The following is a 24,363-nucleotide window of genomic DNA, read 5'->3' on the forward strand; positions in this document are numbered from 1 at the left end:
TTACTGTTCTCGCCATGGCTTGAGTTTCCCTATATTTTGTTGATATATAGGATTAAAATAAGGCTTTATCTGTATTTTTCAAATTAGGGACACGCCCTAGCCTTGAGCTCTCTTTATTCATCAAAATAAGCTTTAAAAGTTAAGTTATTTAATTTAAAGTCTATTTGCTCAATTATTTGTTTAACCCATTTGTGCAATTTGTTAATATACTGTCTCGTTTGGCCCCACTGTCAATAGTTTCTATTTATAGTTAAGGGTAGACCTAACGCTTTTAACTTCTGTTATGTAGTACTTTTAACATAGTAAACCTTTACCTCCCATTTAGATTCATTCAGATGTCATCACTACTTAAAACCTCTAAATAACTGTATTGACCTCATTATGGGCTTAGCTTGTTGCTAGGTCATAAAAACGGTGAGTGCGCTTAGAGATTTAAGCCTAGGATTAACTCTTGAATAAACTATGACCAAATATGGTGTCTTAGATATGACTGCTCCTGCAAATAAGCTATTACCTTCATTATTAGTGAAAACTAATACTGTCACTCCGTTATCTATTGTAAAATCTTTTGTATTAGGCTCAGGTCTTCTAGCTGTATCAGCGGCTGCTTCAGCGGCTCCTGTTCCCCCTCCAGAAATGGATAACACCGCCTATATCTTAATGGATTATGATACAGGTGCGATTTTAGCTGAAAAAAATGCAGACCAACCGCTGCCTCCTGCCTCACTGACTAAGATGATGACCAGTCATATCATTGAGAAAAAACTCATAGCAGGCGAGCTAAAAGAACAAGACCCAGTACTAATGAGCGAAAATGCTTGGTGTCGTGGTGCTAGCAATCAATCTTGTATGTATGTGCCAGTAAACAAAACAGCTTCTGTCATTGATATGCTACGCGGTATCATCATTCAATCCGGTAATGATGCCTCTAAAGCCATGGCAGAACACATTGCTGGCAGTGAGCAAGCTTTCGCTCAATTAATGAATGCAGAAGCCAAAGAGCTTGGCATGACCAACACCAACTTCGTTAACGCCACAGGTATGCCAGCTGAAAACCATCATGCCTCTGCGCGTGACTTAGCCATCTTATCTCGCGCCATCATCAATCAAGGCGGTGACTACTATAAGCTTTACTCTGAAAAAGAGTTCACTTATAACAACATCACCCAAGGCAACCGCAATGCTTTATTACGCACAGACACCACAGTTGACGGTCTAAAAACTGGCCATACTGATGCTGCAGGTTACTGTCTAGCCGCTTCTAGTCTACGTAACGAGATGCGCCTTATCTCAGTAATTATGGGCAGTAAGAGCATGCAAGAGCGTGCTGATCAGTCTCGTGAACTGCTAAACTGGGGCTTTGGTCACTTTGATACTAAAGTGGTTGCTCCTGCCAATCAGTTTGTAGACACTGTGCCTGTTTATTTTGGTGAAGAGAATTCTGTTAAAGCCGCTACAGGTGAAGCTTTAAAAGTGTTGATTGCCAAAACTCAATCAGACCAAGTCAGCACTGTGATTAATATTTCTGACAACATTCAAGCGCCTATCGCTAAAGGTCAAGAAGTTGGCCGTATGATGGCAGTGATTGAGGGTAAATCTGTGGCCTCTGTTCCTATCGTGGCTACTGAAGCAGTCGAGAAATCAGGTATCTTCAAGCGCGCTTGGCAGCACATTGCTAAATTCTTTAGCAACTTATTCTAGGCGCTAACTCTGGGCTTTAAGCTTTTATTTAAATCGAGTTAACCAAAGAGGGGCTGTCAATGACAGCCCCTCTTTTTATTAATTGGATACTCTAGATTAACGCTTATGCGAGCCTTTTTTGTATTTCATATCGCGGCGCTTTTGACGAGCCTCTGATACCCCAGGTCTTTGCTTTTTAGAAGAGGTGACTTTCTTGCCAGCATAAGGGTTGGTGTTTAATTTAAACTCAACTCTTAGCGGTGTCCCTTCTAACTTGAACACTTTACGGAATTCGTTTTCCAAATAGCGCTGATAGCTTTTTGGTAGCGAACCTGTCTGGTTACCATGAATCACGATAATCGGTGGATTGTGGCCCCCTAAGTGAGCATAGCGTAGCTTAATTCGGCGTCCCCCTGACATAGGCGGTGGGTTGGCCGCCACAGCATCTTCTAAAATCTGGGTCAAGCGGCTGGTAGATACTTTGAACATCGAAGATTCATACGCTTTATGAATCGATGGATATAAGTTACCTACGTTGGTGCCATGTAACGCTGAAATAAAGTGTACTTTGACATAAGGAATAAAGTTAAAGCGGCGGTCAAGCTCGAAGCGAATCAAGTCTTTTTGATCATCTGACAAACCGTCCCACTTATTAATCGCTACCACAATAGCGCGGCCTGCATCTAACGCATAACCAAGCATGTGCAAGTCTTGATCAACAATGCCTTCTTGAGCATCAATAACCGCCACGACCACGTTGGAGTCTTTAATGGCTTGCAGGGTTTTAATGACTGAGAACTTCTCAACTTTTTCATCAATACGGCCACGACGACGTACCCCAGCGGTATCAATTAAGACATAGTTTTTACCATTACGCTCATACGGAATGTAGATACTGTCTCGTGTGGTACCCGGCATATCATAGACCACTACCCTATCTTCACCCAGCATGCGGTTAACTAAAGTAGATTTACCCACATTAGGACGGCCGATGATGGCAAGCTTTAAACCATCTTGTGGCTCTTCTTCCACATCTTCCGGCATATCTGCAGTCAAGTCATCAAGTAAGTTACCGATACCGCGGCCATGGCTGGCAGTCATCGGATACGGCTCACCTAAGCCTAACGCATAGAATTCAGCCGGCGCAGCATCATGCACGCCATCAATCTTGTTGGCTACTAGATATACAGGCTTGCCTAAAGTGTGCAGCATTTTACCAATTTCAGCATCTGCACCAATCATACCGGCACGAGCATCTACTACAAATACAATAATATCGGCTTCATGGATAGCCGTGTGCGATTGGGCGGACATATAGTCATCGATACCGCCGCGACCATCATCTGCTTCACCAATACCCCCGGTATCAATGACAACAAATGACTTGTTATTATAGGTGGCATCACCATACTGTCTGTCACGGGTGAGGCCGGACAAATCAGCCACTAGTGCCTGACGCGTTTTGGTCATTTGGTTGAATATTGTCGATTTACCCACATTAGGACGACCTATTAAGGCGACGACAGGTTTTATGGACATTTTTTATCTCATTTGGTTTTACAAGGCGTTAATGATTGAGAATGAAATCAGAGTGCTTTATAGTCAATTAATTAAATAGGAGGTTGGTTAACCATGGATTTTAGCAATCTGTTCTGACTTAAGCCTATTAAAAACTATTTTTAACAACAGCTTAGCCAATAAAATTAAAGTTGAGTTATTAGAAGTTAATACTTAAAATAATTTCCAGTTTGTCAAAAAAATCTACTAACTCGTTATCAAAGCCATGGGCTTATCTAAAGGCTTTAAATAAAATATCGACTGCTTACTTCTGTAAAGATTATGGCCAAAATAATAGGGCGCACAGATTACAGGAGTGCAGTTAGATTGCCTAGTTATGATAACATGGTTTTAACTCTCTTAATAATGAACCTATATCAATTATGTCAAGACGATCTGCTCCTTTTGTCGCTCCAGAAGATATTATCCAAGATCCTTTGTCGAAGGAGGGTAAATCTCTGGCCAAAGAGTTACTTTCTACCTTACAAGCAGATATTGCTGCTTTTCGGGCGGATCAATTCCCTCCAGATATTCTGCAGCAAGTCAGAGACATGCCCATCTATCAAGGCAATAAAGATGAGGTAGCCGCTTATCATAAGCGCTGGCAGCCTCTAATTGACCGTGCCTTACAATTCTATCCAGCCGCTTATCTGCCACCTGATAACCTCCCCCTGCCTGCCAGCTTAGAGATTCCGCAGTTTATTTATCATGTGCAGCGGCTACATTTAACCAAGACCCGAGCCAAAGAGTCTAAGAACTTTGGCTCTGTTGGGGCCTTAATTGAAAAATGTGGGGAGTTTACTGAGGCTGAGTGTTTACGCCTAGAAAAAGTGTTTGCCAACGATGAAACAGCCCGCTTGGTGGCCCATAGAGAGTTTATTGACCTTCGTGCTTATGTTTTTTGTAAAAATGACAAAGGCGAGTTACTAGATCCAGAGCGGATTAGGTTTTATCGCACCGGTCTTATCGTTCATGCCCTACCTGATTTTAAGATTGTCGATAGCCGTCAAAAGCCGCGTAAAAGACGCAATGACGCTTATAGCAATCCACTGGCTGATAATGGCGTTTGGAAAGTATATAAAAAGCGCTAAAGACCTTACTAGCTGATAGCTTAACGTTTTACGCTACGACTTAACGCTTAAAAAAGTACAAAAATACGAAAACCTGCACAACCAAAAAGGACCGTTCATGTTTGCAGCCTCCCTCGTTCAGCCCGGCCTAATGCTTCAAGCCACCATATTCTTGGGCGCGGCTTTGTTATTGGTACCGCTGGGTAAGCGACTACACATCTCCACTGTTTTGGGTTACTTGATTACGGGTCTATTGCTAGGGCCTAGTGTGTTTGATGTGGCAGGGGATGCAGAAAGTTTGATGCATTTCTCTGAGTTCGGTGTGGTGATGCTGCTGTTCGTCATTGGTCTTGAGCTGCAGCCCTCTAGACTTTGGGCACTACGCCACTCCATCTTCGTCTTTGGCGGTCTACAAGTCGGGGTAACCGGCCTATTATTAATGGGCCTGCTGTATCAATTTAGTCCCTTACAACTAGACACCGCCTTTATTGTTGGCTTTGGTTTGGCGCTTTCTTCCACCGCTTTTGTCCTGCAAGTACTGACTGAAAAAGAAGAGCTGTCTAGCACTCATGGCCGTGAAGCCTTCACCATCTTATTGTTCCAAGATATTGCGGTCATTCCCCTGTTAGCTGCCATTCCTTTTTTATCAGGGGTTCGAGAACAAACTTATGACTTAATCTACTTTGGTAAAGTGGTGGCGGTGTTTGGTGGATTATTCTTACTTAGCCGCTATGTGGTCCGTCCTTTCTTCAAGTTTGTGGCCTTAAGTGGTGCCAATGAGCTGATCACTGCTGTGGCCTTGTTTATTGTCATGGGGGTATCTATTTTGATGGGCCAAATCGGTCTATCTATGGCCCTTGGTGCCTTCTTAACTGGGGTGTTATTAGCGGACTCTGAATACCGTCATGAGCTTGAAGCCAGTATTGAGCCGTTTAAAGGTCTGCTATTAGGCTTATTCTTTATGTCGGTAGGTATGTTAACTGACGTTAAGCTCATCTTAGCTCACCCAGCCTTTATTATTGGCGCAGCCATTGCCTTAATGATTATCAAGTTTGGAGTAATCACCGTTATTGCTCGCCTGCTAGGAAACCGTGTACCGACCAGTATTCGTCTGGGGGTGACCTTAGCTCAAGGGGGTGAGTTTGCTTTTGTGTTATTTAGTACCGCCGCCAACCAAAACGTCTTAAGACCTGAACACGCCAACCTACTTACCCTAATCGTGACCATATCGATGGCATTGACCCCAATTGGGTTTATGCTACTTGAGAAGTTCGGCGAGCCTAGATTTGCTAAAAGACAGCCTGATCGAGAGTACGACAGTATTCCTGATCATGAGCATCCGGTAATTATTGCGGGCTTCGGCCGAGTGGGACAGATTATTGGCCGGGTACTTCGTATGCACAACATTGAGTTTACTGCCATTGAAAGCTCAGCCAACCAAGTTGATTTCGTACGTAAGTTTGGTAACCAAGTCTATTATGGTAACCCGCAAAACCCGCAAATCCTAAGAACGGCAGGTATCGAGAAAGCCCGAATTTTTATCATTGCTATTGATGATGTGGAGCGCTCTATTGCCACTGCACGCTACCTACACAACCACTATCCTCATCTTAAGATCTTGGTCCGTGCGCGCAACCGTGCCCATTATTACCGCTTACGTGAAGTGGGTGTGACTCACATCTGGCGAGAAACCTATCTGTCTTCATTAGATATGTCGCGTGAGTCGTTAGAGCTATTGGGTATCTCTCCTGAGAAAGCACGTGAGACCATCACCGCCTTCCGGGATTATGACGATCAACTATTAGAGCAGCAGCAAGCCATCTATGAAGATGAGGCCAAACTGATTGAGTCCGTTCAGGCCTCAATGATGGAGCTTGAGAGTCTATTTGACTCCGATCACACCGAAGGTAAAAAGCTCGACTTAGAAGAAATCGAAACTGCAGTAGGTCTGTCCAAGAAATCTTAATGTATAAGGCCATTAACTGCTAGAGCAAATGGGCGGTCTTTGTTTTTCATTCAAGGAAGTGACACATTGCCACCGCTCCTGCTCTTCATCAGAAGGTCGATACAAGATATAGGTTTGCCCATTTAAATTACGATTGGGAAAAGGAATATTTTGTATGGTAGCGATTAGGACACAACTGCTCGGCTTATTGCCCAAAGCCGGGGTTTGCTCCATAACCTCAAACGTTAAATTATCCCCCTGATTATCACTCTTATAATCAATAGGACATTTGCCTTGAGACTGAAACTGCTGCTCAAGCTCGCCAGTTGCAATGCGGGTTTGCATAAAAGTGTCCTGAATAATGCCGTGCTCTTTGGGCTGAGCATATAGCGGCAAAAAGCGATTTTGAATCACTAGCAATAAAAACACAAACAGACCAAAGGCAGCGCCAAGCCCTACCAGACTCGTTCCTCCCTCTTTTTTTAAATGTATTTTTTGCTGCTCAGGCTCTGTCGGATAATCTGCCAGTACATCTGCTATCTCACGCCGCGCCATACGATAATAATAAGCGTCCGCCCACCGGCCCACCATCACTGACCAAAACAGCCAAATGACGACTGCTATCGCAATACGTGTCATCATTTGAAAGGCGTCAGGCACAAAAGACATGAACATAAACTCAAAGGCCACCAAAGCAATCACCACATTTAACTGTATAAATGACCAGCCTGCCACGGTATAAACAATACAGTCTAAATAACGCTTACGGTATAACAGCCAACCAAAGGTGGCCAAAAAGGCCGCCCAGTTCCACTTTGGTGATAAATAGCCTTGAGCATCAAATTCAGAAAAACGTTTTAGATAATAAGCTTGTGAGCGATTCCCAATAAACCATTTATCAAGCTGAGTGCGTTTTTCTTGGCTTATCTGCTCTTGATAAAATGGCGGCGGCGAAGTTTCTTCAATAAACAACATACCAATTTGACCTTATATGACTCATCAGCGATCTAGGTGGAGACAAACTTTGAAGGGTTATACATCGTTTTATAGGTAGATTAACGTTATAATACGCCCATATTACTTTATTTTTTAGCCTTACCGCTGTTTTTTAATAGCCTTTGCTAAACCTCAATACCTTCAATTTAATAACGCCAATAGTGGACGATTTTTTTAATATGAGCGCTGAGAATACCCCAAACACCCCTACCCCAGATAGCCTACAGACCTCTGAAGTTAACGATGTGAATGTAGCTGACCAAGATACGGCTCAAGCTGCCTCTGAAGCGGCTGACCCTGAATTTTCGCGCTTGATCAAAACCTTTATGAAGCGCCGTACTCACCTTAACAAAAATGCTGAGCAAGCGCTAACAGACCCTATTTACGCCAAATACATCGTCAATACTATGGATGACAGAGGCCAAGGTATTATCGATGACATCACAGATTTGCGCGCCTTATTTGCCGATACTGAGCAAACGCCTAATGGCCCTGATGCCCCACTAACCTTTGAAATTGGTTTTGGTATGGGTGGCTCATTAATTGAAATGGCCAAGGCTGACCCTACTCGTAACTTCGTGGGCATTGAAGTGCATGAGCCGGGTATTGGCAAGTGTGCCTTTATGGCCAATGAAGAAGGTCTGACGAACCTGAAAATCATCAACGGCGATGCCATTGGCTTAATGCAGCAGCTGCCTGAAAATCATATCGACCGTATTCAGTTGTACTTCCCTGATCCTTGGCAAAAAAAGCGTCATTATAAACGCCGCTTTGTGAGCCCAAAGCGCATGGAAATTGTCACTCGCGTTATCAAAAATGGCGGTTGGTTCCATACAGCAACTGACTGGGAGCATTATGCCTTCTGGATGTTAGAGGTTCTAGACAACTTTGAGGGGCTAACCAACACCGCTGGTAAAGACAACTTTACGCCACGTCCAGACTTCCGCCCTATGACCAAGTTTGAAAAAAGAGGCCTTGATCGAGGTCATGGCGTTTGGGATTTAATTTATACCAAAGATTAATAACCATAAATATTAAGTTAACTGAAGTTAGCTAGGCTCTACAGTCTGTAGCTGTTGTTAATTATAAAATTTACCACGTGGAACATTTGTAAATTTACTCAAAAAAATCATGAATCATTTGAATGGTTTATGATTTTTTGGCTTTAATTGGCCCTAAAATACTGACTAATCGTTGCTGAGTCATTTTTTTTAGCGAAGTCCTCAACTCCCGCCAAACGCATGACTAGCAAGGGTGTTAAGAGTTTTCCCCATAAGCTGTGGATAACTCTGTGGATAACCCCGAACTTGACAAGTTATACCCTAGATAGCATAGGGCTTTGAATAAAATTGCTCATTTTTTGTACAATTATTTTTGATATTAAAATCAATAACTTACAAGGCATATGTTAGAGATTTACGGTTATTGTAAATAATTTACCAGTGAATGTGTTATTACTACAGATGTTTCACAGCCTGACTGAAGGGTCTTAAAATAACTGTGGATAAGTTGCAAAATCAAGCGCCAAACAGTTGACATTTGAGTTTTAGTAGTTCTATTGATCAAACCAAAAGGCCTGTTGTTATATGAAATTACGAATTTTGAGTGTGGGCAGTAAGATGCCTAAGTGGATTGATACTGGATTTGATGAATATCACAAGCGAATTCAGCCCATGCTAACCACTGAAATGGTCGACCTGCCTGCTGCCAAACGTGCCAAAAACCCGTCAGAGGCTAATTTGGCACAGTATCGTGAGCAAGAAGGCAAAGCTATTTTAGCTACCCATCAGAGTAACTCCCGTGAAAAACTGTGGGTGCTGGATGTTAAAGGTAAGATGCTGTCCACCGAGCAGTTAGCCGACAAACTTAGCGACGCTATGCAAATTGGAGATGATGTGGCTTTAGTCATTGGTGGCGCTGATGGTGTCTCTCCTGAAGTCTTGGCGGCAGCAGACTTTAAATGGTCATTGTCGCCGCTTACCCTGCCCCACCCATTAGTGCGTGTGGTATTAATGGAGCAGTTATATCGGGCAATGAGCATTAATAACAATCACCCTTATCATCGCGGCAATTAGTCACTCTTGGAGGATATAGGCTGGGGTAACAGCGAACTTAATGGCGAATTTAGACCCTAAAATGACGCCTTTGCCAAGCTGCTTTAAAATGACTCACCCAGCCCCCATAATTAACTTATGACACATTCAAATACTTCCTCCAATTCCGCGTTTAGCGTGCCGGTTTCAGTGACCCCGCTCACCAGTTTTGAGCCAGTGACCACTCAGACCCAAAAGCCACAAGTCCGCTCTAAGCAAGCGCTGGCCACTTTGCCAGCGTTATTTATTTCACATGGAGCGCCCACTTTGGCGCTTGAAAAAAGTGCCACTACCAACGCCTTGGCTCGTACGGGACAGAATCTGCCCAAACCAAAAGCCATTGTGATCATGTCGGCGCACTGGGTCACTCAGACTTTAGAGATAGCCAGTAACCCTGCTCCACAAACTTGGCATGATTTTTCAGGCTTTAGCCATGAGCTAAACAGTATTGAATACCCAGCTTCAGGTCACCCAGAGTTGGCAGAGTCCCTCTCCGATCAACTTAATAAAATGGGTGTCATCAATAGTCTAAACCCACTACGTCCTTTAGATCATGGCGTCTGGGTACCGTTAATTCATTTATACCCTGAAGCAGATATCCCTATCGTTCAGCTGTCTTTACCCAAGCATTTCGATGCTTATGCCTGCTATCAGTTAGGCAGCTTATTTGCTGAGTTACGCCGCGAGCAAATCTTGGTTATTGGCTCAGGCAGTATCACCCACAACCTTGCTGCATTAAGCTGGAATGCTGAAAGTGAAGACCCTATTGCTAAAGCGTTTAAGGTCTGGCTATTACATCAATTAAAAACCGACATTCCTGCTGCATTAGATTGGCAGCAATTTGATCAGGTAGAGCAAGTTCATCCCAGCTCTGAGCACTTATTGCCGCTATTTTTTGCCCTTGGCTGTGGTCAGCGGGTCTCCGTCATTCATGAGAGCATGGCTCATCATAGCTTAGGCATGGACGTGTATCGCTTTGATTAACTTCAGGCACACAACACCCCTTAAAAGCGTCATTTTTGTTAAAATAGACGGTTTTTACTGCTCCTTTTGAGTTTATTTTTAATATCTTAATCATCACCTTCTTTTGACTTTTATAAGCCTCTTAGGATTCTCTTATGACTGATGCCTTAACTTCAACCGCTCCCACTAACTCTAGCACTGCGTCAGACACAGCCAATGAAAACGCCGTCGTATTGCTTTCAGGCGGGCTAGACTCTGTGACTTGTTTATATTGGGCAAAAGACCGCTATGCCAAGGTTACTGCTGTTAGCTTTAACTACGGTCAACGTCATAACAGTGAGTTGGTTGCGGCCAAAAACATTGCTAACACAGCAGGTGTCGATCATAAAATCATCGATATCGATATTGCTCAATTGGGTGGCTCATCGCTCACCGATCATGACATGACTATCCCTGACGGCGATGCAGACAAATTCCCAACTCATACCGACAGCATAGACAACGATGCCATTCCTAACACTTATGTACCGGCACGTAATACCATATTTTTGTCCTATGCTTTAGCTGTGGCAGAAGTCACCGAAGCCAACCACATTGTCATTGGAGTCAGCTCAGTAGACTATTCAGGCTACCCTGATTGCCGACCTGAATACATCGAAGCCTTTGAAGTGATGGCCAACTTAGCGACCAAAGCTGGTGTGACTGGGCATAAACTACACATCCAAACCCCACTACAGCAACTGAGTAAGGCGCAAACCATTCAATTGGGCAACTCACTTGGCGTGGATTACTCTCAAACCATATCTTGCTATAAAGCGGATAGCGAAGGCCGAGCTTGTGGCATTTGTGACAGCTGCACCTTGCGTAAAAGAGGCTTTAGTGATGCCGGATTAGCAGACCCTACCCGTTATTCTGCTGGCTAAATACTCTGTTTTGGCCGTGAAGTTTGTAACTGAGTAGCAACAATTTATTGCAACTAAATAGCAAAATTCATTATTAATCTGGTTCTTAGCTTGATAAGGTATGGCATTAGATTAACTAGGCTAGTCGCTAAGTTAAATCCTCAAGATTATTATCAACCAGTACCCTACATAAGTACTGGATAACTATGAATATCATTATTTTAAGCCTCTAAAGGATTGTTGTTCATGAATTTTATTTCAAAAAGCTTTTTATCTAATAAATTATTGCCACTGGTTGCATTAGGGACTTCTGCAGTTATGTTTGCCACTCCAGCTCAAGCGTTGGATATCAAACAAGAACAGGTTAACAACTGTGTTGCTACGGCGGTTAAACTAAAAGTTGCAGACAATGCTACTGCTAAGAAGTTCTGTGGCTGTACCGTTGATGTCCGTAGTAAGATGACTTTAGGTCAAATGTGGGAAATTGAAAGTTATGCCCAAAGCGGCAAAGACCCATCAACCCTACCTTACGCTAAGACCATGCAAAAACAATTACAACAATGTGGGAAAGGCCTGAAGCTAAACCCACCACAAAAGCCAAAAGCGTAACTTCCTCGCTTATTTGACCCCTTATTGGTCACAACTTACTTAGGCTGGCATTCGTCAGCCTTTTTTATTGTCTATATTTTATTGGCTATAGTTTTACCTAACGCTTACACGCCACACTTTGAGTCATTACGCAATCTTAGGTAAACTATTATGAATAACTATAACAGTCGTTTAAATTGATAAGTGATTTTAAATATAAAAGGAAAATACCATGGCCAAGCCTACTGATGAAATCATTGCTCTACCTGACTTTCCTGTTGCTATCGTTCAAAAGATAGACGGTGAAATGGTCGAAAGTGAAATTGTGCTCGATCAATTTGTTGAAAATAAAGACAAAGGCTTAATTCTTTATTTCTACCCACGTGACAACACACCAGGCTGTACCACTCAAGCCGTCGATTTCACCGAAAAACTGCATGAGTTTGATGCCTTAGGTTATGACATTATTGGTGTTTCAAGAGACAGCATCGACTCTCATAAAAAGTTTATTGAAAAAAAAGAACTACAAATCCCTTTAATTAGCGATCCCGACGAAAAGCTATGCCAACACTTCGATGTCATTAAAGAGAAGAATATGTATGGCAAAAAGACTCTAGGTCTTGTGCGTTCAACCTTCGTCTTCGATAAAGAAGGGAAGCTTACCCACGCTCAGCGTAATTTACGCGCCAAAGACTATGCCGACAGACTATTAAAAACCTTAGCATAAACTTATGCCTATCTAGAGTGTAGCTGATAGTTTAGATATTCAGCCTTTCGCATCATTAAATAGGCAAAATGCGGCCTATATTGGCTATTTTTTGCCTTATTCCTAGCATCAATAATTAGAATCATTTTTTAGGAAAAAACTTATGACAACACCTCAATCCTCCTCTGAAAAATCCATTCGTCACGTTGATGCCGTAGTCATCGGGGCCGGTACTGCCGGTCATAATGCTTATCGTCAAATCAGCAAAGTGACAGATAACGTGGTGATCATTAATGAGGGTATCTGGTCTACTACTTGTACCACCATGGGCTGTATGCCTAGTAAGTTATTGATCGCAGCCGCTGATCGTGCCTATCACTCTAACCATTCAGATGAGTTTGGGGTAGAAGGTAACGCGACCATTAACGGCAAGCAAGTGATGAAACGGGTGCAAGATGAGCGAGATCGCTTTGCCGGCTTTGCCCTAAAAAGTGTCGATAGCTGGGATGAGAACAATAAAATATATGGCCGTGCTATTTTTTCAGAATCCGGATTGATTGAAGCTCATACCGCTGAAGGTGATACTCAGTACATTAAAGCCGACCACATCATTATCGCTACAGGGTCAAAACCCTTCGTACCTGAAGGCTGGAAGTTGTCTTTAGGGGATACTCTACTAACTTCAGATACTATTTTTGAATTGCCTGACCTACCAAAATCTATGGCAGTGGTGGGCGCTGGCGCTATTGGTCTTGAATTGGCTCAAGCCATGAGCCGTCTTGGGGTGGAAGTCGTTATCTTTAACCGCAACAATATTGTGGGCGGCCTAAGAGATGAGGAAATTAATCAAAAGGCCATCGCTTGCTTCTCTAATGAGCTTGATTTGCGTTTAAATACCACAATCGATAGCGTGACACGCGATGATAGTGGCGACACGCCTCAGGCCGTGATTCATTACACAGACGCTGACGGCAAGGCTCAAACTTGGCGCGGTGAGAAAGTCTTGGCGGCTACTGGTCGACGCAACACCTTGCATACACTTGGACTAGAGCACGTTGGCGTTGAATTAGATAAAAGCAACCGTCCTTTAAACTTCAACAGAGTAACCGGCAAGATCGAAGGCACCAATATCTATATAGTTGGTGATGCCAATGCTTATATGCCTTTATTGCACGTCTCAAGTAATGAAGGCTTTTTATCTGGTAAAGAGGTGGCTTTAAAGATTAGTGGCCGTGCCGATGATGTTAGCATGAGTGAAGCCATTGCTAATGACTCAGACTCCACAAATAACAGTAATATGCTAAATGACATCTCTCCAGAGAAGTCACAAACTGAGACCACGGCCATGGCAGTGATGTTTACTGAGCCACAAATTATGAATGTGGGTCAGTCGTTATTACAAATCAAAGAGAAGGGTCTGCCACATGTCATCGGGGAAGTTAGCTTTGACAATCAAGGCCGTAGCCGAGTGATGGGGGTCAACTGTGGTCTATTACGTATTTATGCCTGCCCTGAGACCCACCTTATTTTAGGAGCCAGCATGGTCGGACCAGATGCAGAATATCTGGCCCACATTCTAGCCACAGCCATTACCAATCAAGTAGATATCGATGGTTTACTGGCCAGCCCCTTCTACCACCCTACTATCCTTGAAGGGCTACGTACCGCGTTACGCGATACCAGCAGTAAGATTAAAAAATACTCGTCTTAATCTACTGTGTATATAGATAAACCAAAAACACCCTGCTATAGCTATTGCGGGGTGTTTTTGTAATAAGTAAGCAAGCTTCTAACAAGGCAGCCTCAACTTACCTTCATTTTGTTGTATATTAATACTCTGGAGGGCTGGCAAATGGATCGCCCTAGACAATGACCAACTATAGGATTACCAATGGCAAGAGAGACTGGCTCACAAATTAGCGCATTTTTTCAAGATATTATGCACGATTTATACTCGAGCTTATATCTTGCGATTGGCGGTGATTTAGAAGAGGAGAGTCGAGACTGGGCCTCTCGTGGGGTTGAGCTTGCCAGCACCACCATAAAAATCATTATTTTATTAATGATTGTCGGCTCTTTTTATTGGCTATTAACCTATATTACTAAGCGCTATAAAGACCGATTAAAGCTATCAGACAGACGACTAGGCATCATCCGCTCTGTCTTGCGATACATATGGGTTGTCAGCTGTGTGCTTGCGGTCATGAGTCAGATAAACATTGAGCCTGCCACCGTATCTGCAACCGCCAAAGCCAGTATATGGGCCGGTATTTATTACGTGCTATGGACCTCATCTGAACAAGTCATCAGTCGTGTCTTAAAGCACTATGGGCTTAATGCCTCGATAGAACAGCTGCTTAAAAACGTCTTCTCAGTATTAATCGTCGTACTAGGACTGGCCAGTGTTATGGCTCAGTTTGGCTTCGATATCGTCTCGTTAGTAGCGGGTCTGGGTATTTTAGGCTTGGCAGTGGGTTTTGCGGCGCAGTCCACCATCGCTAACTTTATCTCTGGTATTACTATTTTATTAGAGCAGTCATTTAAGGTCGGTGATTGGATTAGTATTGGCGATAATGAAGGCCGGGTTATCCTCATCTCGCTACGCACCACCCGTATATTGACCCGAGATAATATTACCGTCATTATTCCTAATGCTACGGTAGCTTCCTCTGAGGTCACTAACCTGACTTCAAAGAATTTTATTCGCTTTGATATTCGAGCCCGTATTGCTCTAGAGGCTGATGTTGAACAAGCCAGACAGGTTATTATGCAGGTGCTTGATGAGACTGAAAATGTCCTAAAACGTCCTGAACCCTCTGCTACCGTGGACCATATTAGCGACTTTGGTACCGTGTTTATTATCCGTTATTGGGTGAAACCTGCTGCTGTGGCTCGTATGCCGGTATTAAAAGAAACCCTACAAGAAAAAATTAAAGCAGGCTTTGAAAAAGAAGGTATTAATATCCCTTACCCTCATATGAGACTACTTATGCCTTCAGACACAAAAGCCGCTGATATTGAAAGAAGTTTACAGCCAAATCCTGTACACAGTCAGATAGAAGCTGATAACTAACCACCCATAAATGACTCAAAATTTAGCTTATTTGTAGAGCCTAGTTATCTCCTAGTAGATGAGTGTGGTAAAATCACTGCTAATGAATGTACCACTCCCACCTACCGGCTTATTTAACAGCCTACTTATCATAAGCAATCATCTTTTTAACAATACATTTAGCACTCAATATATTTAATACTCAATCTCTCCTATTTGGCTTAGCCGCCTGAAGATTGACTTAGTAAATTTGAATTAATAAATACAACGTAAAGGCCAACTATGTCCACCCCCACAACAGAAAATATCTCTACCAATACCGACCTCAACGCTCAGCCAGCAGATTTAAACAAACGCTATGACATCATCGTTACCTGTGCCGATGGTTTAGAGGCGCCGCTCCAAACTGAGTTAGGCAGCATGGAGATTGACTGTGAATTTAAAAGCACAGGTCGTATCGCGGTCCAAGCAACTTTAGAACAGATTTATAAAATCTGCTTATGGTCCCGTGTCGCCTCGCGCGTATTACTGCCTATTAAGAAACGCAATATCAATAAAGACTATGATGTCGCCGAGCAGCTAAATGGTCTGGCTCAAACTGTAGATTGGACCCAGTGGTTTGGCTTAGACAATACCTTTGCCATTCGTATGAGTGTGGATAAAAGGGTTCAAGTTAGCCAGCAATTCGCCATGCTACGTATCAAAGATGCTATTGCCGATACCTTTAGCGAGAAGCTTGATGCCCGTCCTGATGTCGATAGCAGCAACCCAGATTTTCCTATCTATGCCACAGTGAACGACAAGCAAGCTGAGATTTTCTTAGACTTATCAGGCACCAGTTTGCACCGCCGTGGCTATCGTGTGGCCATGACCGACGCCCCACTAAAAGAGAACTTAGCAGCAGGCCTACTGTATACTGTGGGTTGGCACAAAAAGAAAAACAGCTACAGTGCCTTAATTGACCCTATGTGCGGCTCGGGTACCTTTATTATTGAGGCGCTACTGATGCATTGCGATTATGCGGTAGGTATCGATAAAGCTGAGTCACAGTTTGGTTTTTATAACTGGCAAGAGCACAACAGCGAGCTATGGCAACAGTGTGTGGTGGATGCCCAAGAACGCTTTCATAATGGACTAGAAAAAGCTGCTGCCGGTAAATTGCCTACTATTTTAGGGTTTGATGCTGATGCAGGCGCTATCAAAGCGGTGCATAAAAACTTAATCGCGGCGGGTCTGATTGAGCTGATTACGCATTTAACTTTAGAGCAGCGCCCCCTATCTCAATTGAAGATAGCTTTGGCCAAACCACTATTAGATCGTAAGCTAAAACGTCCACTTGTCATTACCAACCCTCCTTACGGTGAGCGTCTAGGTGAAAGCGACTTTATTAAGCCGTTATACCAAGGCTTAGGCTTAACCTTGCAAGAGATTTTTGATAAGCAAAAATATCAGCCTATGTTGGGTTTACTAGCCGCTCACGTTGAGCAGGCTGACGTGCTGCCCATTGAAGAGCCTCAAACTCTGCGCTGTCATAACGGTGCCATCACGGTTTATTTCCGTCATGGTCAATTGATTCGTAAGGAGGGCGACAGTTTAATCAATCGCTTTGAAAAAACTGAAATCAAAGTCGATGAAGCACAAGACTTCGTAAACCGTCTACAAAAGAACGTGAATCATCTAAAAAAACTGGCCGCCAAAGAAGATGTAACTAACTTACGTGTTTATGATGCTGACTTGCCTGACTATAAGGTGGCCATTGACGTATATGGCGACTATGTCCATGTGCAAGAGTGGGCACCACCGAAGACCATTCCACCAGAGACCGCTCGCAAACGCTTTAACTTAGCGTTAATGGGTATTCGCGAAGTATTTGGTATCAACCGCGAACAAATCTTTATTAAGACTCGTGCCCGTCAGGTTGGCAACACCCAGTACGGTAACCCTGATGGCAGTGCCAAAGCTAATAAAGACGCACCAGAGCCAAAGAAAGACAATCGCAACCGTTATAAAGGCAACAAGTTCCAGCAAGCGCGTGAAGAAGCCAAACGTCAAGAAGCTCAGCGTCTAGCACAGAAAAAACGTAAAATGCATGTGGTGCAAGAAGACGGTGCTTATTTCTACGTTAACTTCACCGATTACCTAGACACCGGCCTGTTCATTGATCACCGTAATATGCGCGGTCTAATTCGCTCAGCCAGCCGTGGTGCAGATGTGTTGAACCTATTTGCCTATACCTGTACTGCCAGTGTGCATGCGGCACTCGGCGGCGCAAAATCAGTGACCAGTGTTGATTTATCACAAAACTATCTGGATTGGGGCAAACAAAACTTTGCGCTAAATGGATTGGACGTAACCACAAGTCGTTATCAGTTTATCGCCTCGGATATCTTCGATTGGATTAAAGACAACACCGATCAATTTGACGTTATCTTTATCGATCCACCGACCTTCTCAAACTCGAAGAAGTTCCAAGGTACCTTTGATGTTCAGCGTGACCACACTGCCCTAATCAACCGTGCGATGAACCGCTTGGCCAATGGTGGTGTGATTTACTTCTCGAACAACTATACCAAGTTTGAGTTAGATGAAGAGCTGTATAACCGTTATGAAGTCACTGAGATTACCAATGAAACCATTGGTTTTGACTTTAATCCTAAAAAACCAATCCACCAAAGCTTTGAGATCCGTCATAAGCTTTAGTCTTTAAGACTGTAGTTGTGGTTATAAAAGAAGCCCCGCTAGATAATCTAGCGGGGCTTCTTTAGCTTTGCGATGGTAATGTCTGCCATTTAAGCATAAACACCCCAAGTCACTCGATCATTACCGCCATAATCTTGGCGGGTTTCTACTTGAGTATAACCAAAGTCAGTGAATATTTGACGCACCAATTCACCTTGATCATAGCCATGTTCAATGGCCAACAAACCACCCCTGACTAAATAATCTCTAGCTTGCTCTACTATCTGTTTGATATCTCCCAGTCCATTATCTGGCGCAACCAAGGCAGATAAAGGCTCAGCTTTTAGCTTATCCAAATGCTCGTCATTATCAACGATATACGGCGGGTTGGAGACAATAACATCGAACACAGGTTTGTCAGCCGCCCGCTCAGAGTTCTCAGAGCTATTTAATACCGAAAACCAATCGCTTTGTTTAAACTCAATGTTGGTCACGTCATTTAAGTTAGCATTACGCTTAGCAACCTCTAAGGCAGGCTTGGAATAATCAATGGCGGTGACTTGCCAGCGATTGGGTGCTAAAGCCTGCAGTTCATGCGCCAAACTAATCGCGATACAGCCGGAGCCAGTCCCTAAGTCTAATAACCGCTGGGGTGAGTTATTGGTATCATCAGTCTGGGCATGATTATCAATCCAGCCCAATACCCGTTCCACCAACACTTCGGTATCGGGTCTGGGTATCAAGGTATGTTCATTAACCTCAAACTCTAGCGACCAAAAGGCTTGCTTACCGGTCAGATAAGCCAGTGGTGTGCCAGATTGCATTTGAGCAATACCGGCCTCAAACTGTGTTTGCTCAGACTCAGTTAACTGATAATCGCCATCGGTAATCAAAAACGAGGGCGACTTTTGCAATACGTACAACAACCAATCTGTTACCCAGTGGCCGGGAACGTTCGCATAGTTGGCCTTTTTTAGGGCAGTTATTGACGGACGTAAACTGGGATTAGTCATATAAGTATCGCCTTTAGCATTGTATTTATTCAGCCCTAATCTTTAGCTGTATTGCTAGGATTTGAGTCTGTTAAATCAGCTACCGGATCATCGTTTTCACCGATAACAATCTTTTTATCGACCACATAAATGAGATATAAGATCGGCAGACCAATAGCGAAGGTAAAGACAAAGAAGAACGGATAACCCATATTATCAACAATCGTTCCCGAGTAACCGCCCAACACTTTTGGCATCAAGGTCATAAGTGATGAGAAAATGGCATATTGCACAGCCGTAAATCTAATAGAGGTCAGTGCTGATAAGAAGGCAATAAACACAGCACTGGCAAGACCTGCCGCTAAGTTATCAAAAATAACGGCCATGTACATTATTGGCAAGTTACCTGGATTATAGGTCAAGATGACAAATAGCAAGTTGGTTGCACTGGCCAAGAGAGCCCCTACCATCATCGCTTGCATAATACGGAAGCGCTGAGCCAGCAAGCCGCCTAAGAAGCCTCCACCGATACTCATAATTACGCCCACAAGCTTCACTGCGTTGGCAATATCCGTTTTACTAAAGCCCATATCTTGATAGAAGACGTTAGAGATAACCCCTGCCACAATGTCTGAAATACGGTATAGACCGATTAACGCCAATAGTAACAAGGCTTTTTTGCCATAACGACGGAAAAAATCGAGGATAGGGTCAATCCAAGTCGCCATAGCCACTTCTTTACGCACCAGGCCCACTTGTACTAAGACGTATCCTGCAGCCACTGCAGCGGCTAAACTGGAGAGCAGATGCAAGGTTTCTACTATAAATCCGATAAAGACCGCTTCAGTCTCTGGCAACACTTTGCCCAGCAGCACATAGCACACGATGAAGGAGAAAACAGCCGCCACAAATAAGAGTACCAAGCGCACATAATCACTTCGGGTTTCAGCCACTAAAGGAGCTTTATTGATAATCTTGGACTGGTTAATGATAAAAAACAGTAGTAATAAGGGTGCTGCAGCAATTAACACCATGAAATATAGCTTAATTCCAGGCAACCAGGCCAAAGGCACTAAGGCAACTGCTGAATTAAAGATCTCATTAATCACAATATTAATGAGATAAATAAAACCAAATAGCAATCCAGGAACCAGTAATAGAGCTGAGTAACTCAGGAATACTTTTAGGTTTAACTGCTGCTTATTCTTTTGTAAGGTTTCAGCAGTCGGCTCATAACTGGCAAAGGTTGTCAGCAAGCCCAACGTCATAACGGCTGCCATGATGTAATAAGTATTACGCCACGCTTCATAGCTATAAAAGGTTTCTGTAGAGCCAAAGTAATCTGCAAGATATAACGCGCCGGCACCGGCAACAATCATACCAATGCGATATCCTGATACATAGATTGAAGATAGGATAGACTGCATGGCAGGCGGGGCCAGCTCAATACGATAAGCATCAATAACAATATCTTGAGTGGCCGAAGAGAAACCTAGCAGCACCGCCGCTGCCGCCATATAAACCAACACATGCTCATCAATAGGGTTCACTCGGGCCATCAATATAATGGCGAGTATCACCAACAGCTGAGACACGACCATCCAGCCACGGCGTCTTCCTAACCATTTGGTTAAAAAAGGCACCGGCAAGGCATCGATTAACGGTGCCCAAATGAATTTGAACGAATAACCCAAGGCTGCCCAACTGAACATGGTCACTACGCTTCTATCAATTCCCGCTTCTCGCAACCACAGCGATAAACTTGAGAAAATCAATAGAATCGGAATACCGGCCGAGAAGCCCAAAAACAACATGATAATGACACGAGAATCTAAATAAGCTTTGGCCGCGTCAGACCATGACTTTTTAGGAGGTGCAGTTAGCTCAGCTTTTGAGCCGTTTTCGTTAGTTGGGGTCGATACAGACATGGCAGACCTATGGTTATAAAATCAGAAAACCGTTATGTTACTTTAGAATGAAGCACTTGACTAGCCGTATCGTACCAAGCGTACAATTCACTAAGTTTGCAATAATGTTGAAAATAGTGATATCTCAATAAATAACGGTATAATGTCCGAGCAACTCGTCCAATCTTTTTATAATGACCCGCTTATCACCCCTCTTCCTGCTTGATAATAAGCTTACATTATTAGACAAGCTTATATTATTTAGTAGATATTGAGCAAAAGTGACACAGGATATATTTATGGCAATTGATGTAGTCGTTAACCAAAGACATTTACAAATTCAGCTTAAGCAATTAGAAACCGTTTGGCATACGGTTATTAATGGCTACAACTTAAGCCAAGCTGCCCAAGTGCTACACACCAGCCAATCGAGCTTATCCAAACACATCTCAGCATTAGAAAACCAGCTAAAAGCCGAAGTCTTCGTGCGTCAAGGCAAGCGTTTAACCGGTCTGACCCCAGTCGGTGAAGCTTTACTACCCCATATTGAATCTATTTTCACTGAAATCCGTACCATTGAAAATATCAGCTTAGACTATAACAACCCTCATACCGGAACACTGACTCTAGCGACCACTCACACTCAGGCGCGCTATGTCCTGCCTAACATTATAAAAAAATTCAAAGAGCAGTTTCCTAAAGTGCAATTGGTGCTACAGCAAGCAGACCCACAAACTATTGCCAATATGGTCATCCGTGGTCAAGCCGATATCGGGATTGCGACTGAGGCCTTATTACAAAACTCTTATCTGCGCTGTTACCGCTATTATGATTGGTCGCACCGAGTTATTGTACCCAAAGACCATGAGCTGGCTGAGCTTGAAAGTATCGACCTTCCTACCCTAGCCAGCTACCCATTGGTAACCTACCACGGTGGTTTTACCGGTCGTGGCGCTATTGACCAGACCTTCCATGAGGCTGGGTTAGAGCCAGAGATTGTACTAGCAGCCCTGGATGCAGACGTTATTAGCACTTATGTTGGCGCTGGCCTTGGCGTGGGTATTATTGCTGAAATGGCCTTTGAACCTGGTCATTATCAAAACCTAACTGCCATTCCTGTGGATCATTTTGGCCGCTTTACCAGTTGGATTGCGGTGCGTGATGATGCTGAAATACGTCAATTTGGTAAAGCTTTTATCAAACTTTGCCAACAACAATTTGGCAACTAGAAAACCAAATCTGCAATTTAGTTAATTTAAAAGGTGCCCATCGCATCGGCACCTTTTTTAGTTTGGTCATTAACTTATCTGATTGTTACGATTTATTAATATTCAACCGGTCTACTTGAAACTTAAGCCTTATACTCTCATATCAATAGGTAGAACAAAACAAATAATATTTTCATGAAATAGGCAATAGATAAACCCTTTGCCCTTAAAGGCTTTATCAACTCTGCCAATGGAGACCCTATGACTGCAATTCCTTTATCTTTTTTAGACTTAGCCCCAGTTCCAGAGGGTCAAACCACAGCCCAAGGCGTAGCATATACCGTTGATATGGCTCAAAAAGCAGAAGCCATCGGTATGAATCGCTTCTGGATGGCTGAACATCACAATATGCCCGGTATCGCTAGTGCAGCAACTTCTGTGCTGCTATCGCACATCGGTGCTAAAACCAATAAAATCCGTATTGGCTCAGGTGGTGTTATGCTGCCCAACCACGCCCCGTTAGTGATTGCTGAGCAGTTTGGTACTTTACAAGCTTTGTATGGTGACCGTATTGATCTAGGTCTAGGCCGTGCCCCTGGGACAGATGGGGCCACTTTTAGAGCCCTACGTCGTCAAATGCAAGATGCCGATCGCTTCCCGCAAGATGTCCAGGAGCTTTTATTTTTCCTAGGCAAGGATTCAGACAATAGTCCGGTTCAAGCCTTCCCAGGTGCCCACAGTAATGTGCCCATTTGGATTTTAGGCTCTTCATTATTTGGGGCAACTTTGGCCGCTAAGCTTGGCCTGCCTTATTCATTTGCCTCGCACTTTGCGCCGCGTATGATGACTCAGGCCATTGCCACTTATCGCGAAAACTTTGAGCCATCACAGTATTTAGATAAACCTTATGTGATGCTTGCGGCCAATATGTTATTGGCCGATGAGGACGCTACTGCCCGTTATCACTTTACCTCTGCCCAGCAAAGCTTCGTGCGCTTACGCCGTGGTGGTCGTGGTCAGGTGCCTGCCCCTGTAGAGTCTATGGACAGTATTTGGAGTGCGCCAGAGCAAGCCATGGTTGAAGATGCTCTAGCCATCTCTTTTGTGGGTAGCGTCTCATCAACTCGTCCGTTATTAGAGCACTTCTTAGAAGAGCATAAGCCGGATGAACTGATGGTAACGGCAAATGTCTATGACCAACAGGCCCGTTTACGCTCTTTAGAACTAATCCCTGAGTTGGGTGTGTTTGATTTGAAGCCTTAACCTTGATTTTATCTTATAGCTTTACAGCATCAATTTTTAAAGGTTAAAAAACAAAAAAAGCCGATATTTAAAATATCGGCTTTTTTATTATAAACAGGAAACTGATAAGCTTTAATATACACAAAATTCGACTGAGCTATAGCCTGAACCTATCATTCTAACGGTATGTTGACCTTTATTACGGGTGACATAACTATAATTATAATAACCTTGATCCGGCAAGATTCGACCTTTGCTGTCTCGGACTGATTGCACAACGGCATCGGTCTGAATCACTAGCTCTTGATTTGCACCCAAGAATAATTTAAACAATCGACCTTGTTGTAAGTTGCCAGTAAAGCTACCACAGTAACTGCCTTTGGCAAAGGTAACTTGCGTGGTTGGCATAGCTTGAGAGGCTAAAGATAAGGATAATGCCAAAGCCGCTATACCTGATTTGATAATCCATTTCGACGTCATAATGCAGCACTCACTTTTAGATAAGGGATATTTTTTTATTAAAGTATTTTAAACAAAGCAGTGAAACAAAGCATCTAAATTAATATACCACTTGGTTAAGTAGCTAACAACTGCCAATTGCTGACAGGGCAATCGCACTACAAAAAGTCAAAGAAGGAGTAAAATATAGCAACCGATCCATAAGAGGTAGCTATTATGCTCAATGATCCAAGAGAGTTCTTTGCCAAACTCAATGACCCAAGACGCCAAAACAAAAACCTCTATCATCCACTAGAGAACGTCATATTTATTGCGCTAACCGCT

The 24,363-nt window shown here is 43.3% G+C and carries 19 protein-coding genes; 14 read left to right on the forward strand and 5 right to left on the reverse strand.

Annotated features, from left to right (window positions below):
- Positions 1–486 precede the first annotated feature (486 nt).
- Entirely contained in the window at positions 487–1,701 is a 1,215-nt protein-coding gene (locus A1232T_RS07415) for a D-alanyl-D-alanine carboxypeptidase family protein (protein ID WP_077448839.1), read from the forward strand.
- A gap of 96 nt (positions 1,702–1,797) precedes the next feature.
- Here the strand turns inward: A1232T_RS07415 and der are convergent, their stop codons facing one another.
- A complete protein-coding gene (der, locus tag A1232T_RS07420) occupies positions 1,798–3,219 on the reverse strand; it encodes a ribosome biogenesis GTPase Der (protein WP_077448823.1) in 1,422 nt (473 codons plus the stop codon).
- Between the two features lie 401 nt (positions 3,220–3,620).
- Here der and A1232T_RS07425 point away from each other — a divergent pair, with 401 nt between their 5' ends.
- Positions 3,621–4,328 carry a hypothetical protein gene (locus tag A1232T_RS07425; RefSeq protein ID WP_077448824.1) on the forward strand — a complete coding sequence of 236 codons (708 nt, stop codon included), beginning with the start codon at positions 3,621–3,623 and terminating at the stop codon, positions 4,326–4,328.
- Between the two features lie 97 nt (positions 4,329–4,425).
- Positions 4,426–6,273, forward strand: a complete 1,848-nt coding sequence (locus A1232T_RS07430; protein WP_077448825.1) for a monovalent cation:proton antiporter-2 (CPA2) family protein — start codon at positions 4,426–4,428, stop codon at positions 6,271–6,273.
- A 12-nt stretch (positions 6,274–6,285) separates the two neighbouring features.
- On the opposite strand, the gene A1232T_RS07435 is transcribed toward A1232T_RS07430, so the two are convergent.
- On the reverse strand, positions 6,286–7,227 hold the full coding sequence (locus tag A1232T_RS07435; RefSeq protein ID WP_077448826.1) for a DUF2628 domain-containing protein: 942 nt from the start codon (positions 7,225–7,227) through the stop codon (positions 6,286–6,288).
- A gap of 200 nt (positions 7,228–7,427) precedes the next feature.
- On the opposite strand from A1232T_RS07435, the gene trmB reads away from it, so the two are divergent.
- The 9 genes from trmB (at position 7,428) to rlmKL (ending at position 18,252) form a co-directional block, all read left to right on the forward strand.
- Positions 7,428–8,270 carry a tRNA (guanosine(46)-N7)-methyltransferase TrmB gene (gene trmB / locus A1232T_RS07440; protein WP_077448827.1) on the forward strand — a complete coding sequence of 281 codons (843 nt, stop codon included), beginning with the start codon at positions 7,428–7,430 and terminating at the stop codon, positions 8,268–8,270.
- Positions 8,271–8,834: 564 nt separating this feature from the next.
- Positions 8,835–9,323 carry a 23S rRNA (pseudouridine(1915)-N(3))-methyltransferase RlmH gene (gene rlmH / locus A1232T_RS07445; protein WP_077448828.1) on the forward strand — a complete coding sequence of 163 codons (489 nt, stop codon included), beginning with the start codon at positions 8,835–8,837 and terminating at the stop codon, positions 9,321–9,323.
- 117 nt (positions 9,324–9,440) lie between these two features.
- Positions 9,441–10,325, forward strand: coding sequence for a DODA-type extradiol aromatic ring-opening family dioxygenase (locus A1232T_RS07450; protein ID WP_095532744.1), 885 nt, complete (start codon positions 9,441–9,443; stop codon positions 10,323–10,325).
- A gap of 134 nt (positions 10,326–10,459) precedes the next feature.
- Complete coding sequence (gene queC / locus A1232T_RS07455; RefSeq protein WP_077448829.1) at positions 10,460–11,227, forward strand: 7-cyano-7-deazaguanine synthase QueC; 768 nt, start codon at positions 10,460–10,462, stop codon at positions 11,225–11,227.
- 225 nt (positions 11,228–11,452) lie between these two features.
- Positions 11,453–11,815, forward strand: coding sequence for a hypothetical protein (locus A1232T_RS07460; RefSeq protein WP_077448830.1), 363 nt, complete (start codon positions 11,453–11,455; stop codon positions 11,813–11,815).
- A gap of 211 nt (positions 11,816–12,026) precedes the next feature.
- Complete coding sequence (locus tag A1232T_RS07465; RefSeq protein WP_077448831.1) at positions 12,027–12,521, forward strand: peroxiredoxin; 495 nt, start codon at positions 12,027–12,029, stop codon at positions 12,519–12,521.
- A gap of 142 nt (positions 12,522–12,663) precedes the next feature.
- A complete protein-coding gene (locus tag A1232T_RS07470; RefSeq protein ID WP_077448832.1) occupies positions 12,664–14,211 on the forward strand; it encodes a dihydrolipoyl dehydrogenase in 1,548 nt (515 codons plus the stop codon).
- A 180-nt stretch (positions 14,212–14,391) separates the two neighbouring features.
- The gene (locus tag A1232T_RS07475) at positions 14,392–15,573 is read left to right on the forward strand and encodes a mechanosensitive ion channel family protein (protein WP_077448833.1); all 1,182 of its coding nucleotides are present in this window, start codon (positions 14,392–14,394) and stop codon (positions 15,571–15,573) included.
- 261 nt (positions 15,574–15,834) lie between these two features.
- Positions 15,835–18,252, forward strand: a complete 2,418-nt coding sequence (rlmKL, locus tag A1232T_RS07480; protein ID WP_095532745.1) for a bifunctional 23S rRNA (guanine(2069)-N(7))-methyltransferase RlmK/23S rRNA (guanine(2445)-N(2))-methyltransferase RlmL — start codon at positions 15,835–15,837, stop codon at positions 18,250–18,252.
- An 89-nt stretch (positions 18,253–18,341) separates the two neighbouring features.
- On the opposite strand, the gene prmC is transcribed toward rlmKL, so the two are convergent.
- A complete protein-coding gene (gene prmC, locus A1232T_RS07485) occupies positions 18,342–19,244 on the reverse strand; it encodes a peptide chain release factor N(5)-glutamine methyltransferase (RefSeq protein WP_077448834.1) in 903 nt (300 codons plus the stop codon).
- Positions 19,245–19,279: 35 nt separating this feature from the next.
- Positions 19,280–21,151 carry an AmpG family muropeptide MFS transporter gene (locus A1232T_RS07490; RefSeq protein ID WP_077448835.1) on the reverse strand — a complete coding sequence of 624 codons (1,872 nt, stop codon included), beginning with the start codon at positions 21,149–21,151 and terminating at the stop codon, positions 19,280–19,282.
- 278 nt (positions 21,152–21,429) lie between these two features.
- Between A1232T_RS07490 and A1232T_RS07495 the strand changes: the two genes are divergently transcribed.
- Both A1232T_RS07495 and A1232T_RS07500 read left to right on the forward strand, forming a co-directional pair.
- Complete coding sequence (locus A1232T_RS07495) at positions 21,430–22,359, forward strand: LysR substrate-binding domain-containing protein (RefSeq protein WP_077448836.1); 930 nt, start codon at positions 21,430–21,432, stop codon at positions 22,357–22,359.
- 240 nt (positions 22,360–22,599) lie between these two features.
- Complete coding sequence (locus A1232T_RS07500) at positions 22,600–23,601, forward strand: LLM class flavin-dependent oxidoreductase (RefSeq protein WP_077448837.1); 1,002 nt, start codon at positions 22,600–22,602, stop codon at positions 23,599–23,601.
- A gap of 111 nt (positions 23,602–23,712) precedes the next feature.
- On the opposite strand, the gene A1232T_RS07505 is transcribed toward A1232T_RS07500, so the two are convergent.
- Positions 23,713–24,060 (reverse strand): hypothetical protein, encoded by a 348-nt coding sequence (locus tag A1232T_RS07505; protein WP_077448838.1) that lies wholly within the window; start codon positions 24,058–24,060, stop codon positions 23,713–23,715.
- Positions 24,061–24,363: the final 303 nt, after the last annotated feature.

This window comes from Psychrobacter pasteurii, assembly GCF_900162815.1.
In the GTDB taxonomy this organism is placed as follows: domain Bacteria; phylum Pseudomonadota; class Gammaproteobacteria; order Pseudomonadales; family Moraxellaceae; genus Psychrobacter; species Psychrobacter pasteurii.

Bases quoted from the DNA above. Each gene is read 5' to 3' on its own strand.
- A1232T_RS07415 (WP_077448839.1), top strand. From the start codon at position 487: ATGACTGCTCCTGCAAATAAGCTATTACCTTCATTATTAGTGAAAACT.
- der (WP_077448823.1), bottom strand. From the start codon at position 3,219: ATGTCCATAAAACCTGTCGTCGCCTTAATAGGTCGTCCTAATGTGGGT.
- A1232T_RS07425 (WP_077448824.1), top strand. From the start codon at position 3,621: ATGTCAAGACGATCTGCTCCTTTTGTCGCTCCAGAAGATATTATCCAA.
- A1232T_RS07430 (WP_077448825.1), top strand. From the start codon at position 4,426: ATGTTTGCAGCCTCCCTCGTTCAGCCCGGCCTAATGCTTCAAGCCACC.
- A1232T_RS07435 (WP_077448826.1), bottom strand. From the start codon at position 7,227: ATGTTGTTTATTGAAGAAACTTCGCCGCCGCCATTTTATCAAGAGCAG.
- trmB (WP_077448827.1), top strand. From the start codon at position 7,428: ATGAGCGCTGAGAATACCCCAAACACCCCTACCCCAGATAGCCTACAG.
- rlmH (WP_077448828.1), top strand. From the start codon at position 8,835: ATGAAATTACGAATTTTGAGTGTGGGCAGTAAGATGCCTAAGTGGATT.
- A1232T_RS07450 (WP_095532744.1), top strand. From the start codon at position 9,441: ATGACACATTCAAATACTTCCTCCAATTCCGCGTTTAGCGTGCCGGTT.
- queC (WP_077448829.1), top strand. From the start codon at position 10,460: ATGACTGATGCCTTAACTTCAACCGCTCCCACTAACTCTAGCACTGCG.
- A1232T_RS07460 (WP_077448830.1), top strand. From the start codon at position 11,453: ATGAATTTTATTTCAAAAAGCTTTTTATCTAATAAATTATTGCCACTG.
- A1232T_RS07465 (WP_077448831.1), top strand. From the start codon at position 12,027: ATGGCCAAGCCTACTGATGAAATCATTGCTCTACCTGACTTTCCTGTT.
- A1232T_RS07470 (WP_077448832.1), top strand. From the start codon at position 12,664: ATGACAACACCTCAATCCTCCTCTGAAAAATCCATTCGTCACGTTGAT.
- A1232T_RS07475 (WP_077448833.1), top strand. From the start codon at position 14,392: ATGGCAAGAGAGACTGGCTCACAAATTAGCGCATTTTTTCAAGATATT.
- rlmKL (WP_095532745.1), top strand. From the start codon at position 15,835: ATGTCCACCCCCACAACAGAAAATATCTCTACCAATACCGACCTCAAC.
- prmC (WP_077448834.1), bottom strand. From the start codon at position 19,244: ATGACTAATCCCAGTTTACGTCCGTCAATAACTGCCCTAAAAAAGGCC.
- A1232T_RS07490 (WP_077448835.1), bottom strand. From the start codon at position 21,151: ATGTCTGTATCGACCCCAACTAACGAAAACGGCTCAAAAGCTGAGCTA.
- A1232T_RS07495 (WP_077448836.1), top strand. From the start codon at position 21,430: ATGGCAATTGATGTAGTCGTTAACCAAAGACATTTACAAATTCAGCTT.
- A1232T_RS07500 (WP_077448837.1), top strand. From the start codon at position 22,600: ATGACTGCAATTCCTTTATCTTTTTTAGACTTAGCCCCAGTTCCAGAG.
- A1232T_RS07505 (WP_077448838.1), bottom strand. From the start codon at position 24,060: ATGACGTCGAAATGGATTATCAAATCAGGTATAGCGGCTTTGGCATTA.